Source organism: Paenibacillus sp. FSL H7-0357, assembly GCF_000758525.1.
GTDB lineage: Bacteria > Bacillota > Bacilli > Paenibacillales > Paenibacillaceae > Paenibacillus_AQ.
This window is the reverse complement of record NZ_CP009241.1, coordinates 5,017,624-5,033,343: the sequence shown is the minus strand read 5'-3', so window position 1 is coordinate 5,033,343 and position 15,720 is coordinate 5,017,624. Positions and strand designations below refer to the sequence as shown.

The window sequence follows — 15,720 nt, the reverse complement described above, 5'->3', positions numbered from 1 at the left end:
AAAGTCATTTTTTGGTATTAGCTTCGCTGGACAACTTCCAATTTCCTGCCTGGGCCGTAGTATTTCGGATAGACAATTAACCGGCCCGTTCAATATACTAGGGGAATGAAATGGTTTCAAAAGGTTTTAGCAAAGGAGAATAGAAGTGACTAACAAGCGGATTGCCGGCCTTCGGCTCTTGAACCAGCACATCAGCAGTCCCGCGTTCGAGCAGCCGGAACAGGTCGTAAGGGCACTAGGTGCGCTGCAGGCACAGGACTATATGCAGGCGGTCTGGGCTATCGGCTTGCGCACAGCATCGGCAGGATTGGCCGATGTGGAGCGGGCCATCACGGAACGGAAAATTCTTCTGACCTGGTCACTTCGCGGGACCATTCATTGTGTACCGCCTGAAGATGTGAAGTGGATGCTTCAGCTATGCGCTCCACGGCTGCTGCGGGCGACAAAACGCAGGCTGGAACAATTGGAGCTGGACGACAAGACTTTGGAGCGCTGCAGAAGGATCCTCTATCATGCCTTAAAAGGAGGGCGGTGTGTTACGCGCCCTGATCTGCTTCGGCTGCTGGAGGAAGAGGGGATCAGCACTGCCAGCCAACGGGGCTACCATATCCTGTGGCACTGCGCGTATAACGCATTAATTTGTTTTGGGCCTCTGCACGGCAAGCAGCAAACCTTCGTCCTGCTGGATGAATGGGTAACCGGGTCCAGGGAGCTGTCCTTCGATGAATCACTTGCTGAGCTTGCCCTGCGGTATTTTACGACCCATGGGCCTGCAACCGTACATGATTTCGCCTGGTGGACAGGCATGACGGTTACGGATGCCAGAGCAGGACTGGACGCGGTGAGCAACGAGCTTATAAGCGAAGTTATAGAATCCGGTGAGTACTGGATGCCGAATACACCTGGTGACGGAACAGAGACCGGTAAATCTTCCGCTGTCTATCTGCTTCCGGGTTTCGATGAGTATATTCTGGGCTACAAGGACCGCAGTGCGGTCCTTGAGCCGGAGACCGCTCCGCTAATTGTTCCCGGCAACAACGGTGTATTTATGCCGACGATTGTATGGGATGGACAGGTCATCGGGATATGGAAACGCAGCCTCAAGAAAAAAGGTGCCGAGCTGATGTTATCCCCCTTTAGATCCTTGGACGGCGTCCTCAAAGAACAGTTGGAAGAGGCTGCCGGACGTTATGCTGCTTTTCTGGGACTCCCGCTCACCAAGCTTGATATGAAAGAAATATAAGCCGAAAACCGCTGGATTGCCCGTAAGGCCAACGTTGTAAATCATTTTGGACACTGCTCTTATTATATGAATGTGCTCAATAAATCATGGAAAACAACGATTCAGGATAATGCGTTCGTTGATCCCATGGAGTATGCCGCCGAAGGCGGATGTTTCCTAAGGGTTCCTCTGGCCAAGATTGGCCGGCGGGACCTTTTTTAAAATATAAGAATTAGTATGCTTCACGCTATAAATTATCCTTCTATTTCTCGCTGAAACGGATACCGTCCTTTTGAGGACGGCGAAGCCGTTTCCACTTGTGAAAAAAGCTGAAAAGTATGACTAGAAGTTGAAAGAACCGATCACGCTAGCAGGAATAAATTGGAGGACTATCGAATAGATAGCGAGTGTGTGCCAGCAAAATTCGACTTTTGAAATCCGTGCATAAGAGGGGTTAGAGACAATGAAAACAGGGCGGAAAACATTTTTTTTGGTTGTTACGTTTGGGTTGATTTTTCTTCTGCCTTTACTGGGCAGTTTGGCTCAGTGGAAGGGGTTGCCCGCAGGTTATGGTGAGTTTCCCGCACAAAAGGTGGAGAACGATCCGGGGTTCAGCCTGATCTATTTCTCCCTGGCCTGTATTGTGGCTTTACTTATTACCCTGGTGCTGTTATTTCCCCGCTGGTTTGGGTTCAAGAAGACTCAGCGGATACCTGAGCCGCAGGCTCCAGCAACCGGATTTCCCGTCTGGTTCTGGTGGAGTCTGCCGGTGCTTGCACTCAGCTGGTTTCTGATGTGGGCACGGCTCAAGCTGCCGTTTTCGTTGGAATCCTACACGTTTGTTCCATTGTGGTGGTCATTTATTTTGATTTTGGACGGATTGGTTTATAAAAGAACTAACGGAGTTTCGATTATTTCCCGCAAGCCTCAACTGATGCAGCTGCTGGCTGTGGTGTCCTGCTTCAGCTGGTTCGCTTTTGAATATCTTAATTTTTTTGTGATCGAAAACTGGTATTATCCCAATAAAGAGGTCTTCTCGAACTTTGGTAATGTGTTCTGGTTTTCTTTGTCCTATACTACCGTTCTTCCGGCAATTGTTGAATGGTACATGCTGCTCAAGACTTTCAGGGCGCTTAGGGAGCGCTACAAAAACGGGCCGAAATTTACGGTCTCCAGAACTTTTCTGATTATTTATTATGTCCTTGGACTGATTTTGGCCTTTGGTATGGGGTATTACCCCTATTTGCTGTTCTGGGTACTTTGGGTGGCTCTTGTCCCGATGTTGTCTGCCGCTATGGCGCTTGCCGGCTTCTGGACCCCGTTTACATCCATCAAGAACGGAGATTGGTCCAAGGTTATTCTGATAGCACTGGCCACTTTGTGCAACGGATTCTTCTGGGAGTTCTGGAACTTTGGCAGCGAGTGGTTCCACGATTCAATGCCCGTAAATCCGAATTATTGGAAATATTCTGTGCCTTATCTGGATAAGTTCCATATTTTTTCCGAAATGCCGATTTTGGGCTACTACGGGTATCTATTTTTTGGCCTGAACTGTTGGATTATGTGGCTGATCGCCGCCTATGTGTTTAAATTTGATGCCGATTTTGAAGTAACGGGAGACAAGAGCTAAAGGTGGAGTGGGCATGATTGCATTTGAAAACTATCAGCTTCTGGAAACTATTTCCGACAACGTTATCAAATCGGTCTACAGGTGCGCAGATGCTGCATCAGGTATTACGGTCATTCTGAAAGTGCTGAAGTCGGAGTTTGCCGGTCCGGAAGCTGTGATGCGGTTCAAACAGGAATTCAGGCTGCTTCAAGAGCTGAGTGAAACGGCTTCGGGGGTTATTCGGCCTTACAAGCTGGTAGAGCAGAACGGGTGCTACATTATGGTGCTGGAGGATACCGGTGGACGGTCGCTTAAGAGGATTATGGCTGAAGATTCACCGGATCAGCACACGCTTTTGCAGCTGGCGATTCAGGTTATTGATATTCTGGGAGCGATACATGAACAGAATGTAATCCATAAGGACATCAAACCCTCGAATATCATTTGGAACAGGGAACGGAATCTCGTGCAGATCATTGATTTCGATCTTGCCGTGAAGCTGTCCAAGGAGAGGCCGGAGTTTCAGAACAGCGGTGTACTCGAAGGGAGCCTGCACTATATTTCCCCGGAACAGACGGGAAGAATGAGCCGGAATATTGATTACCGGAGTGATTATTATTCGTTTGGTGTTGTGCTCTACGAGATGATGACCGGCATAAAGCCGCATGACTCGGAGGAAATGCTGGAGCAGATTTATTCCATTATCGCCAAGGAAGCCGTTCCCCCCTATAAAGCAACCGGCGGCAAGGTCTCACCTGTCCTGTCCGCTATCATCATGAAACTCATGGAGAAATCCGCTGAAGATAGATACCGCAGTGCTTACGGAATTAAAGCGGATCTGAAAAAATGTCTCGCAGGAAACGAGGAGTTTGTGATCGGCAGCGAGGATCGGCTGAATCTATTCCGCATCCCGCAAAAGCTGTACGGCAGGGAAGCGGAAGTAGCCTGTCTTTCCGATGCATTCCGGCGTTGTGTCCGGGGCAATCCGCAGATTATGTTCGTAACGGGAGACGCCGGAGTGGGCAAAACTGCGCTGGTTCACGAACTGCATCAATACATTAGCCAGGAGAAGGGCCTTTTCGCCGAAGGCAAGTTCGACCAGTACAACAGGCATATCCCTTACAGTGCTTTGATTCAGGCGTTCCGAAAGTTGATCAGCCAGCTGCTGGACAGCCCGGATGAGGATTACAAACAATATATCGGAGGCGCTCTGACCAAGGCGCTGGACGGAAATGGCAGCCTGATTGCCGGTTTGATCCCGGAGCTCAGCCTGTTCATCGGCGATCAGCCGGAGATAGAGCCCCCGCCGCTTAATCCCGCAGAGGAGACGAACCGGTTCTTCCTCACATTTGCTAAGTTCATCGAAGGAATAACAAGGAACGAGAGACCGCTGGTCCTGTTCCTGGATGACCTGCAATGGGCGGACTTCTCGAGCCTTCAGCTTGTGGAGAGGTTGGTGCTGGATAACCAGCTGCGGAAAGTTTTTGTTGTCTGTTCTTACAGGCACGACGAAATACCTGCTGGTCATCCGCTGTTTACCTCTAAGATGAAAATGGAGAAAAGCAGGGAAGTTGATGAAATTAAGCTGGGAGCTTTGTCCTTGAGTCATGTGCAAAGTCTGATTGCCGATACACTCTATACGGGTACAGACAACGTCAGACAGCTTGCAGAGGTTATTTATAAGCGTACCAAGGGCAACTCTTTTTTTATCAGCGAAATTCTGAAGGATCTTAATAAAACCGGGTACCTGCATTTTGATGAGCGGCAAGGTGAGTGGAGCTGGCAGCTTCAGCAAATTGTAAACCTCCCGATCAATGACAATATCGTCGAATTTCTAATGATGAAGCTGATCACCTTGCCGGAAGATCTGCGCAGAATTTTGATGCTTGGTGCTGCCATTGGCAATGTGTTTGATTATGGCATGCTGACATTGATTGCGGAAGAGCCGCGGGAAGTCCTTGCCGGCTGTATCGCTGCGGCGGTGGAAGGAGAGTTCATTCACCCTGCCGACTACCGTTATGGCCTATTCTCAGGTCTGCTCGCCGATGCGGAGGAAGATCTGCTGCAATTGGCCGACATCCCGTTCAGATTCTCCCATGACCGGATTCAGCAGGCGTTCTACCAGATGCTGAACGAGGACAAGAGCAAAGCGCTGCATCTGAAGATCGGGCGGCTAATGCTGGATAAGCTGACGCCTGAGGAAGCGGAGGATAAAATCGTCGATATCGCCGCACATCTGAACAAAGGGCTGGAGCTGATTGGCGATAAGCTGGAAATCAGCAGGGTAATTCTGCTTAATCTGAAGGCAGCCCGCAAAGCAAAAGCCGGGTTTGGCTATGAATCGGCTTATGTGCTGCTGGAGACGGCAAAAAAGCTGCTGCCGGAGGATGCCTGGACCGAAGATCGGCTTCAGACGGCGGAAATCTATGAGCTCTATGCGGAATGCGGCTACCTCACCCATCATACTGAAGCGGCAGACAGAGCCTGTTCAATTCTAATCCAGCATACGGAAGACAGAATGGCCCTTGCGCAAATTTACGAGATGCAGGCTAATCACTATATGTATCTGGGCTTGATGAAGGAATCAATTCAATCGGGCAGACAAGGCCTGGCTGTACTGGGAATGAACATCCCGGAGAAGGTTGGTATGGGCTCCGTGCTTAAGGAGCTTGTGAAGATCAAGACTGCACTTCGCGGGAGACCGGCCGAGGATATTTTTGCGGCGGCTGAGATGAAGGAGCCGGAAATGAAGCTGATCATGAGACTGCTGATTAACTTCATTCCACCAGCCTTTATTTCCGGGGAGACCTCACTTTTTGGCTTAGTTGTACTGAAGAAGGTTGGGCTCACGCTGACTTACGGCAATGCTCCGGAATCGGCACTTGCTTTTGTCGGCTATGCCATGCTGTTATCCGGATTTGGGGACAGCAAGGGAGCTTTTGACTATGGAAGACTGGGCATACGAATGAATGACAAGTTCAATGACCAGCAGTGGAAGGGCGCGACATATGTACTATACACCCTGTTCTCTCACGCCTGGACGGAGCCTTGGGACACGCTGCAGGACTGGTTCACCACATCCATAGAAGCAAGCCTGCGGACAGGGGATTTATTGTATCTGGCCCACTCCTCCTTCTACGTAAATCTCTGGAATCCGTCAATGGATATTGCCGCGAACCTGCAGGAAAGCAGCCGGACCCTTGCGATGATCGAGAATACGAAGTATAAGGAGTCCCTTGCGACAGCGCAGCTGGCCCGGCAGTATCTACTGAATCTGGCCGGTGAGCTTGCGGACAACCATTCTTTTGACGGGGATGAGTTCAGTGAAAAAGTCTATTTGCGGGAGCTTACGGAGGCCAATTATTTTTCCGGAATCGCCATCTATTATATTTATAAAATGAAGCTATTGTTCACCTACGAGAGCTACCGGGAGGCCATGGAGTATATAGATAAAGCCTACCCGATTATCGGCACACTTGCCGGCTCGGCTTTTATGGAGGAGTTCGCCCTCTACACGTTCCTTAACCTGGCTTACAGTTACAAGGATCTGAATTTTCTGGATAAAAAGAAGGCCCGGAGCAGAATGCGCAAGGAGTTCCGCCGGGTCCGCAAGTGGGCCAGGCATGCACCGCATACCTTCCGCCAGCATGAATATCTGATGAAGGCCGAATGGGCACGGATCTCCCGGCAGGACGAGAAAGCGGGGCATTACTACGACCTGGCGATTGAGACCAGTGAACAGGGCAGCTTCGTGAGATATAAGGCGCTGACCAATGAGCTGGCGGCCCGTTTTTACTACAACAAGGGTTTCAAAGAGTTCGCAGCCTATCTGCTCAGACAATCGGTATATTATTATTCCGTCTGGGGGGCGAAGGAGAAGATCAGGTTTATTAACGAACGCTACCCGGATATCGTCAAGAAAATCAACACCAAGGAATTTATGCACGGGCGCACGGTCTCGGATTATACCGAAAGCATTGATCTGAATTCGATGATCTTGGCCTCTCAGGCTATTTCTAAGGAAATTGAGCTGAATAATCTGCTGGAAGCGCTCATGCAGATTGTCATCAAAAATGCCGGGGCCCAGCGGGGTTTTATCCTGATGACCTCCAAGACCGGTCTGCTGGTGGAAGGGGAGTATCAGCCGGAGGAAGATAAAATCACGGTAGCCGTGCAGGATCATAAGAGGTATGACAATCTGCCGGATTCGATAGTAAGGCTGGTGGAGGAGAGCAGGGAAACAGTCATTTACAATGATGCCTATTCCGAGACCCCGTTCGTTAATGATCCTTATATCGTCAAGCACCGTCCCAAATCGCTCGTCTGCATGCCGCTGATCAACCAGAACAAGACCATCGCGATTATTTACCTGGAGAATAACCTGGTGACAGGCCTATTTACGAAGGAACGGATGAAGATTATCAATCTTCTGTCCAGAGAAATGGTCTTCTCGCTGGAGAATGCCAGCCTTTACTCCGAACTGGAGCGCTCCGAAGAGAAATACCGTGAGCTGGTGGGCAATCTGCAGGACGGAATCTTTATTACGCAGGACAAAAAATGCAAATACGCAAATGAAGCGCTGGCACAAATGCTTGGCTACCACACGGAGGAGATGCTGGAGCAGCATTTTGAGAACTTCGTGAGTCCAGCTGAACGGGAAAAGGTTCTGCATTATTACTCCAGACGGGTTGAGGGCAAGCAGGCGCCATTTGAGTATGAGACCAAATTGATGCATAAGGACAAAAGTCGTGAAATTATTGTCATTCATAAGGCGACTCTTATTACCTATATGAACAAACCGGCTGTTCAAGGCACCGTAAAGGATATTACCGAGCGCAAAAAGGCGGAGGAGGAGCTGAGACGGCATAAGGATCATTTGGAGGAACTGGTTGTGGAGCGGACTAAGGAGCTGGAGCTGAACAACGAGGAACTGAATAAATATATCCAGCTGATCGAAGAGATATCGATAACCGACGAGTTGACAGGTCTATATAACCGGAGGTATTTCAACAAATTATTCCTCGATGAAGTGGAGAAAGCGGCAAAGGATAAAAATAATCTGACTTATCTGATGCTGGATATTGATTATTTCAAAAAATTCAATGATACGTATGGTCATTATGAAGGAGACAGCGTACTCCGGCAGGTAGGAAGTCTGCTACAGCAATTGGCTGAACGTGCCGACGGCTTCGCGTTCCGGTTAGGCGGTGAGGAATTTGGCATCGTGGTGCCCGGATTCACTCCGTGGCAATCCCGCGAGTATGCTGAAAACATCAGAAGAAGCATCGCCGATCTGCGGATCGAACATTCGCTGAGTCCAGAGCACGGAATCATAACGGTATCCATAGGTGTTGCCGCAGTTCGCGTCGATAACCTTCGCGAAGAGGATATTTACAAGCTCGGCGACGATGCGCTGTATCAATCCAAAGCAGCGGGCAGAAACTGTGTGACGCTGTTTGAATAGCCAATTCTCTTTCAGAACCTCCAGAGCCGTAAGGTTGCGGAGGTTTTGCTGTCTGCTCTGAACCCGCAAAAAAACTAGCCTAACATCTCTATCTATTCTGCGGTGAGGCTGCTTCCCCATGCTTCCGTTAGCGCTTAAGTTCAAGTATTATTGTGGTAGTGACACTGCTGAATCTGCTTGGAGCTGCATGGCACAAAACTATAACTAAACTACAGGAGCAGCTTAATATGTCAAAATACGTCGAAATTGGTTATCCAATTTATGAAGGAATGCCTGTTTTTCCAGGATTGCCAGAAGTGAAATTAGAGCCTAAAGAGCGCTTGGACAAAGGGGATGACTGGAACGGAAGTGTGTTAAGTATTTATCTTCATGCCGGTACCCATGTCGATGCCCCATGGCATCACATGAATAACGGTAAGGGAATAGATGCTATTCCGATTGAAGATTTCATTTACCGAAAGCCGCTGTTAATTGATTGCCCGCTTGGCCCGAACGGCTTTATCACCGTTGAGAAACTCGAGGAATATGAAGAACTGAATGAAGCGGATCTTCTGATTTTCAACACGAGTCATTGGAAACACCGGGATACTGATTTCGGGATATACGCCAATAATTTCCCCGCTGTCTCTCCTGAAGCCGCTGAATACATACGGACGAAGTTGCCAAACTGCAAAGCGGTGGCTATTGATACCTTGAGCATTGAGAATATGAGTGAAGCCAAAAGAAACGGTTATTTTGTCCACCATGCCTTCTTAGATCATGAAAAGTATAAAGAGAAGACAATACTCATTTATGAAGACATTAATCCAGCGCCGTTGGTTGGCAAAAAGCTAATTTCTGCCTTTACAGCTCCGCTTCGTATTAAAAACCACGATGCATCTATTGTTAACATCATCGTTGAAATTGAAGAATAAAGCCTAACAAGGAATGTGCGGACGATCCGTCCGGGGAAGAAATAGCGGCATACATAGAGAAGATGAGCGTAAAGGCGCTCGGATATGAAGAAGAATAAGTGATTTGCGTAGTTTGTCTTTTATAACTACAACAAACCGCCCGTGGACAATCCACGGGCGGTTTGTTGTTTAACTCTTAGTACTCATTGAACATTGTGGCAATTTCATCGTACTGTACAGTTTGCGTCAGTGCCAGCGACAGGAGAATTCTCGCTTTCTGCGGCACCAGGCTGTTGCAGGGAATCGAATTGGCAGAAAGGTCAATGTAAGAATCCTTCAGCGTAATTCCACTGGAGATCCGCGAGCAGCGGACGACCGGAATGTTGTTGTTCTTAAGTTTCCCGACTTTATCAATCCATGGTTTGCTGTATATTCCTCCGCCCGCTCCCGCAATTACAATTCCTTTGGAGATCGTAGCCAGGTAATCTAGAATGCCCGGATCGGCATCGACGTGGAAATAAGCGACAGACACTTCAGGCAATCCACTCAGAGCCGATACGTCGAACTGTGCTGCAGTGGTATGCCTTTTAAGGGATCTTGTATAGAAGAAAGCCTGACTGTCGCGCATGTAGCCCAGGCAGCCGAAATCCCGCTCGTCAAAGGCGTTGGCTTTAAAGGTATTCACCTTCTGCACATCTCTGCCGCTGTAGATCCCCTCTGCAAAAACAACCATAACTCCTTGACCGGAAGCGTCCGGATTCGCTGCCAACGCTACCGATTGGAACAGGTTCAGTGGGCCATCTGCGCTGATCGCAGTTGCAGGCCGCATTGATCCGGTAATAATCACCGGCTTGTCGGTTTTGATAACCAGGTTCAGGAAATAAGAGGTTTCATCAAGAGTGTCGGTTCCGTGCGTAATGACGAATCCGTGAATATCCTCACGAAGGGCAAGAGTGTTGATCAATGTAGCCAACGTCAGCCAGTGGTCGCTGGTAATGTCGGCACTGCAAAGGTTGCTGACCTGTACTCCGGCGCAATTTGCGATCCGCTCCAGATGGGGAACACTGTCCAGCAGGTCTTGTATCGGCAGGGCGCCGGGTTCGTAATTCAATGTTTTGTGGGCTTCTCCACTTCCGGCAATGGTGCCGCCGGTAGCCAGAATGACCACATTTTTAAGCACGGGATTATAGTAAGGGGAAGCGTCAAAATTCACTTCAGGGATTGGAATAATCATCTCTTCGTTTCCTTTCAGGTCAATCTATTATGTGAGAAAGCTAATGTTATGCCATTAACAAGTCAATAGAATTGTATCAAACCTTTCCTATAATAAATAGCCATGTGCAGTATTTTATGATGAAAAAAAGTGCTGGACCGTGATGTGAGGATATTCAAGAAACAAAGGAGAATTTTCTATTCCGGGTGGATAGCTCAAATGATAACATCAGGATGAAAGAACAGCAGCAGCCAAATATAGGGAGGGGTTTTTTAGAATGAAAAAGTCTTTGAGAGCGATACCATTATTGCTTGTAGCCATGATGCTTGCCGTGCTGGTATCCGCTTGCGGTAACGGTGCAGGCGGTAAGGTGGATGTAGGCATCGTGCTGCCGACTAAAGATGAGCCGAGATGGGTGCAGGATGAGCAAAGATTCAAGGATGCGCTGAAAGACACCAAATATACCTCGGAGATCCTGTTCAGCCAAGGTTCTTCTGCTAAAGAAAAAGAAAACGTAGAGGCCTTGATTGCCAAAGACATTAAAGTCCTGATCATTTGTCCGCAAGACGGTGATGCCGCCGCTGCAGCAGCTGAGGCCGCTCAAAAAGCAGGCATCAAGGTTATAGCCTATGACCGCCTGATTAACAACACGGATGCCGTTAACTACTATGTAACTTTTGACAGCATCGCAGTAGGTAAAGCACAAGCCCAATACCTGGTGGATCATGCCAAAGGCAAAGGCCAGCCATTGTATTTGTACGCGGGTGCAGCTTCGGATAACAACGCATTTCTGTTCTTTGAAGGCGCTTGGTCTGTGCTTCAGCCGAAGATTTCTGACGGCACATTCACCATCGCCAACTCCAGTGAAGCTGTTGCTCTGAAGGATAAAGCAGAGCTGACCCGTGAGGAACGCAGTAAAATCATCAGCCAGGTGACCACAAACTGGGATGCCAACGAAGCCAAGAACAAAGCACAAACTCACTTGACCGCTGCAAGCGCTGATCAAAAGGGCGATGTGGCCATCCTTGCTCCAAATGACGGCACAGCCCGTTCCATTGCTGACGTATTCGCTTCGGATTCCGCAGTGACCAGCTTCATCATTTCCGGCCAGGATGCTGAGAAGGCTTCCATCCAATACGTCATTGACGGCAAACAATCAATGACCGTGTTCAAGGATGTCCGCAACCTCGTTAAAGATGCAATCAACATGGGGGTTTCCATTCTCGACGGCAAAACGCCTGAAACAACCGGCTCCTACGATAACGGCAAGATTGAAGTACAAGCGAAGCAAACCGATGTTCAAGTCGTTGACAAGGACAATGTCAAAGCAGCACTCATTGATTCCAAATATTACGAAGCCAGCGAGTTCACGGGACTGTAAACGCACCTGAACATAGTTTAGACGGAGTAGTGATAGATACATCTATCACTATTCCTCTATTCTAAGACTTGTTTTGTGAAGGAGCACAAGCTAATTATGAATCCATATATTTTAGAAATGAACAATATTTCCAAGGAATTCACCGGCGTAAAGGCACTCTCGAATGTCAATTTCAAAGTTAGCAAAGGCGAGATTCACTGTCTGGTCGGCGAGAACGGTGCCGGCAAGTCCACACTCATGAAGGTGCTTAGCGGGGTGTATCCGCATGGAACATATTCAGGAGATATTGTCTACGAAGGCAACGTGCAGAGCTTTGGCAGAATTAGCGACAGCGTCAGAACCGGGATCGCAATTATATATCAGGAGTTAGCCCTGTTTCCGGATCTAACCGTTTATGAGAATATTTTTGCCGGGAACGAAGTGAAGAAAGGCGCAATTGTTGATTGGAATCAGACGATTGTCAAAGCGAAGGAAATGCTGAAGAAAGTGAATCTTAACGTCAATCCTGAAGTGCTGATTAAGGATTTGGGTGTCGGCAAGCAGCAGCTGGTCGAAATCGCCAAGGCGCTCAGCAAGGATGTGAAGCTGCTTATTCTCGATGAACCAACAGCCGCGCTTAATGAAGATGATAGTGAGAACTTGCTGGAACTGCTGAGAGAACTGAAGAAACAAGGAATTACCAGCATCATGATCTCCCATAAATTGAAGGAAGTCATTGCCATAGCGGATCATGTCACCGTGCTTCGCGATGGACGGACGATATGCACGCTTGATGCTGCCAAGAATGAAATATCGGAAAGTGTAATTATCAAGAACATGGTCGGCCGTGACATCGATGATATCTACCCTAAACGGAATACTGAGCATTTCGGAAATGATGTGCTGGAGGTCAAGAACTGGACGGCATTTGACCCCAAGCTGGGCCGGGATGTGGTCAAGGATGTGAACATCCACGTGAAAAAGGGCGAGATCGTCGGCATCGCCGGTCTGATGGGCTCAGGCCGGACGGAATTGGCACAAAGCATCTTCGGCAATCCGAAATCCTATAAAATACATGGCGACTTATATATGAACGGCGCCAAAAAAGTATTTAAGAACACCAAAGACGCAATCAATGCGGGAATCGCCTATGTGACGGAAGACCGGAAAGGCGACGGCTTATTTTTGATTCAGGATATCAAGCAAAATATTTCAGTCTCTAATCTTGAGGCCATTTCTTCGCAGGGAATGATCAACACCAATGAAGAAGTGAAGATTTCGAACGAATACAAAAAATCCATGAATATCAAAGCCCCGTCTGTTGAACAGCTGGTCGGTAATTTAAGCGGCGGCAACCAGCAGAAAGTTTCCCTTGGCAAATGGCTGTTTGTAGGACCGACCCTGCTCATTCTGGACGAACCTACACGCGGCATTGACGTCGGAGCGAAATTTGAAATTTATACGATTATGAACAAGCTGATCAGCGAGGGTATGAGCATCATCATGATTTCCTCGGAGCTGCCTGAAGTGCTTGGAATGAGTGACCGCGTGTATGTCATGGCCGAGGGCAAAATCAAAGGCGAGCTGTCCGCAAAGGACGCAGATCAAGAAAAAATAATGAAACTTGCTACGCAATAGGAGGAAGACCCGTGAAATTATTTAACGAAGCGAAATCATTGATCAAGGTTAATATCCGGGATTATGGGATGTACATTGCTTTATTCGTCATTATGCTGACTTTTTCGATCATGACGGATGGACTGTTTATGTCTTCGCGGAATATAAGCAACTTGATTGATGCCACTGGCTACATTGCTGTTCTGGCTGTCGGAATGACACTGGTCATTGTGATCCGGCATATCGATTTATCCGTCGGTTTTGCAGCCGGGTTCCTGGGGGCAATTGCCGCCATCTTCTTAACGCAGGCAGGAGTTCCGGTCTATTTCACCATTCCGCTTATTTTGATCATGGGGATTATTGTTGGACTCTTTAACGGTTTCCTGGTTGCACAGATGGGTATTCCTTCTTTTGTGGCTTCTCTGGCAGCGATGCTGATTTTCAGAGGTGCGCTGCTCCGGGTCACGGAGAAGACAGGAACCATCATCGTGAAGGATGAGCATTTCAACGCGATCGGCAATGGCTTTATCCCGGCCATCGCCAAGGTTGGCAATTTGAATCTGCTGTCGCTGATTATCGGCGCACTCATTATCGTCCTGTTCATTTATTTTGAATTCTCCAAACGGAACAATAAGCTCAAATACAACTTCGAAGTATTGTCAAACGGCATGTTTACCGTCAAGCTGGTCTTCGTGTCCGCCATCATTGCTTACATCACTTGGATTCTCGCAGGTTATAACGGCTTCTCGTGGACAGTAGTCATCGTGATGATCGTCGTTGTCATCTATCACATTCTGACGACCTCCACTGTAATCGGGCGTCATATCTACGCAGTCGGAAGCAACCCGGAAGCCGCGAATCTAAGCGGGATCAGCGTTAAGAAAATTACGTACATTGTATTTTGCTCCATGGGACTCTTGTCTGCATTGTCGGGGATACTGTTCACCTCCCGCCTGCAGTCGGCGACTACCACAGCAGGAACGCTGTTTGAACTGGATGCCATTGCGGCTGCTTATGTTGGCGGCGTATCCGCTGCCGGCGGGGTAGGTAAGGTTACCGGTTCCATTATCGGTGCGGTCGTTATGGCTTCACTTTCCAGCGGCATGAACCTGCTAGGCGTTGGTATTTCCTATCAGTACATGATCCGTGGCGGCGTGCTGGCCGCAGCTGTAATCTTTGATGTAATGACACGCAAGCAAAGAGCATAGTTCAAGACAGAACTCACTGGTAAAAAAAGCGGCGGAGTGCTAAGAGGCACTCCGCCGCTTTTTTTACTAATAAATGATTACTCCAAGCTTCCCATAATATAGTATAATGTCTGATAAATCTGTGATCGCTCACTGAAGAAAGGCATGAGAGATTCGCACCATTATAAGGTAGATATAGAGGAGGTAAAGCATACGAATCCTTATTTTACATTGCAGCAGGTGTCGGAAGGTGTCTGGGCCGCTATCGTTATTCCCGGAAGTGGAGCTTTGGGGAACGCGTCGATCATAGATCTGGGCGATGTAACAGTAGTTGTAGACACCTTCAGTCTTCCGCAGGCAGCCGAGTTCCTGCGTTCTGAGGCAGAGCTGCTTACGGGAAAGCCAGTGAAATACATAGTCAATACCCATTATCATGGAGATCATCATTATGGCAATCAGGTATTTGCCGGCAGCATCATTATCTCCACAGCGCTTACCCGGGAGGTGCTGGTTCAAGGCGGGGCTCCAGATCTGAATACTTGGCAGAGCGGCCTGCGAAATCAAATCGAAATGCTGGAACAAGGGGAAAAGGCTGCGGCAGATCCCCGGCTCCGCGAAGCACTCGGTTATGAAATTGCCGACAAGGCTGCGCTGCTGGCGGCAACGCCTATGATCCATAGAGTGACAGCATCCGTTACTTTCTCGCGGCAACTGATCATTCACGGCTCGGCCCGTTCGATTACTCTGCTCACCTATGGCGGCGGGCATACGGAAAGCGATGCGATGGTGTATATCGAAGACGCCAAGGCGTTGATTGCCGGTGATCTTATCTTAAGCCACTCCCACCCGGCGATGTTGAGCGGCTTTCCGGTTGCCTGGATTGAGATTCTGGAACGGATTGAGCGCGAGATTGATGTCAATCTGGTTATTCCCGGGCATGGCGGGGTCACCGGCAGGGAAAGCATTACAGAAATGATAAGTTACCTTACTGATATCCAGGCTTACGCGGAAAACGCTGCCCAGAGTGGAGAATCCGCCGATCGCTGGCTGGAGAAGGGGATACCGGCACCGTATGATCATTGGATGATGTCCCATGTATATGAATGGAATTTCCGCTGGCTTTTTAATTTACTACTCAAAGAAGAGAGAGGATAA

Annotated in this window: 9 protein-coding genes; 8 read left to right on the top strand and 1 reads right to left on the bottom strand. The window is 48.5% G+C overall.

Going from position 1 to position 15,720, the window contains the following annotated elements; translation table 11 throughout:
• Positions 1 to 145 precede the first annotated feature (145 nt).
• The 4 genes from H70357_RS22055 to H70357_RS22040 all read left to right on the top strand — a co-directional run bounded on the left by H70357_RS22055 (position 146) and on the right by H70357_RS22040 (position 9,209).
• Entirely contained in the window at positions 146 to 1,243 is a 1,098-nt protein-coding gene (locus tag H70357_RS22055; protein WP_038594163.1) for a winged helix DNA-binding domain-containing protein, read from the top strand.
• Between the two features lie 442 nt (positions 1,244 to 1,685).
• Entirely contained in the window at positions 1,686 to 2,852 is a 1,167-nt protein-coding gene (locus tag H70357_RS22050) for a hypothetical protein (protein ID WP_038594160.1), read from the top strand.
• Positions 2,853 to 2,865: 13 nt separating this feature from the next.
• Entirely contained in the window at positions 2,866 to 8,295 is a 5,430-nt protein-coding gene (locus H70357_RS22045; RefSeq protein ID WP_038594157.1) for a diguanylate cyclase, read from the top strand.
• Between the two features lie 227 nt (positions 8,296 to 8,522).
• Entirely contained in the window at positions 8,523 to 9,209 is a 687-nt protein-coding gene (locus tag H70357_RS22040) for a cyclase family protein (RefSeq protein WP_038594154.1), read from the top strand.
• A 175-nt stretch (positions 9,210 to 9,384) separates the two neighbouring features.
• On the opposite strand, the gene H70357_RS22035 is transcribed toward H70357_RS22040, so the two are convergent.
• Positions 9,385 to 10,422: an asparaginase gene (locus H70357_RS22035; protein WP_052092185.1), complete on the bottom strand. Its 1,038-nt coding sequence runs from the start codon at positions 10,420 to 10,422 to the stop codon at positions 9,385 to 9,387.
• 256 nt (positions 10,423 to 10,678) lie between these two features.
• On the opposite strand from H70357_RS22035, the gene H70357_RS22030 reads away from it, so the two are divergent.
• The 4 genes from H70357_RS22030 to H70357_RS22015 all read left to right on the top strand — a co-directional run bounded on the left by H70357_RS22030 (position 10,679) and on the right by H70357_RS22015 (position 15,720).
• On the top strand, positions 10,679 to 11,782 hold the full coding sequence (locus H70357_RS22030; protein ID WP_038594151.1) for a sugar ABC transporter substrate-binding protein: 1,104 nt from the start codon (positions 10,679 to 10,681) through the stop codon (positions 11,780 to 11,782).
• Between the two features lie 96 nt (positions 11,783 to 11,878).
• Positions 11,879 to 13,399 carry a sugar ABC transporter ATP-binding protein gene (locus H70357_RS22025; RefSeq protein ID WP_038594148.1) on the top strand — a complete coding sequence of 507 codons (1,521 nt, stop codon included), beginning with the start codon at positions 11,879 to 11,881 and terminating at the stop codon, positions 13,397 to 13,399.
• Between the two features lie 11 nt (positions 13,400 to 13,410).
• A complete protein-coding gene (locus tag H70357_RS22020) occupies positions 13,411 to 14,586 on the top strand; it encodes a sugar ABC transporter permease (protein WP_038594145.1) in 1,176 nt (391 codons plus the stop codon).
• Positions 14,587 to 14,730: 144 nt separating this feature from the next.
• Entirely contained in the window at positions 14,731 to 15,720 is a 990-nt protein-coding gene (locus H70357_RS22015) for an MBL fold metallo-hydrolase (protein WP_052092184.1), read from the top strand.

What these genes read in the sequence shown, in the direction of transcription:
- H70357_RS22050 (WP_038594160.1), top strand. Translation starts at nt 1,686, where the DNA reads ATGAAAACAGGGCGGAAAACATTTTTTTTGGTTGTTACGTTTGGGTTG.
- H70357_RS22045 (WP_038594157.1), top strand. Translation starts at nt 2,866, where the DNA reads ATGATTGCATTTGAAAACTATCAGCTTCTGGAAACTATTTCCGACAAC.
- H70357_RS22040 (WP_038594154.1), top strand. Translation starts at nt 8,523, where the DNA reads ATGTCAAAATACGTCGAAATTGGTTATCCAATTTATGAAGGAATGCCT.
- H70357_RS22035 (WP_052092185.1), bottom strand. Translation starts at nt 10,422, where the DNA reads ATGATTATTCCAATCCCTGAAGTGAATTTTGACGCTTCCCCTTACTAT.
- H70357_RS22030 (WP_038594151.1), top strand. Translation starts at nt 10,679, where the DNA reads ATGAAAAAGTCTTTGAGAGCGATACCATTATTGCTTGTAGCCATGATG.
- H70357_RS22025 (WP_038594148.1), top strand. Translation starts at nt 11,879, where the DNA reads ATGAATCCATATATTTTAGAAATGAACAATATTTCCAAGGAATTCACC.
- H70357_RS22015 (WP_052092184.1), top strand. Translation starts at nt 14,731, where the DNA reads ATGAGAGATTCGCACCATTATAAGGTAGATATAGAGGAGGTAAAGCAT.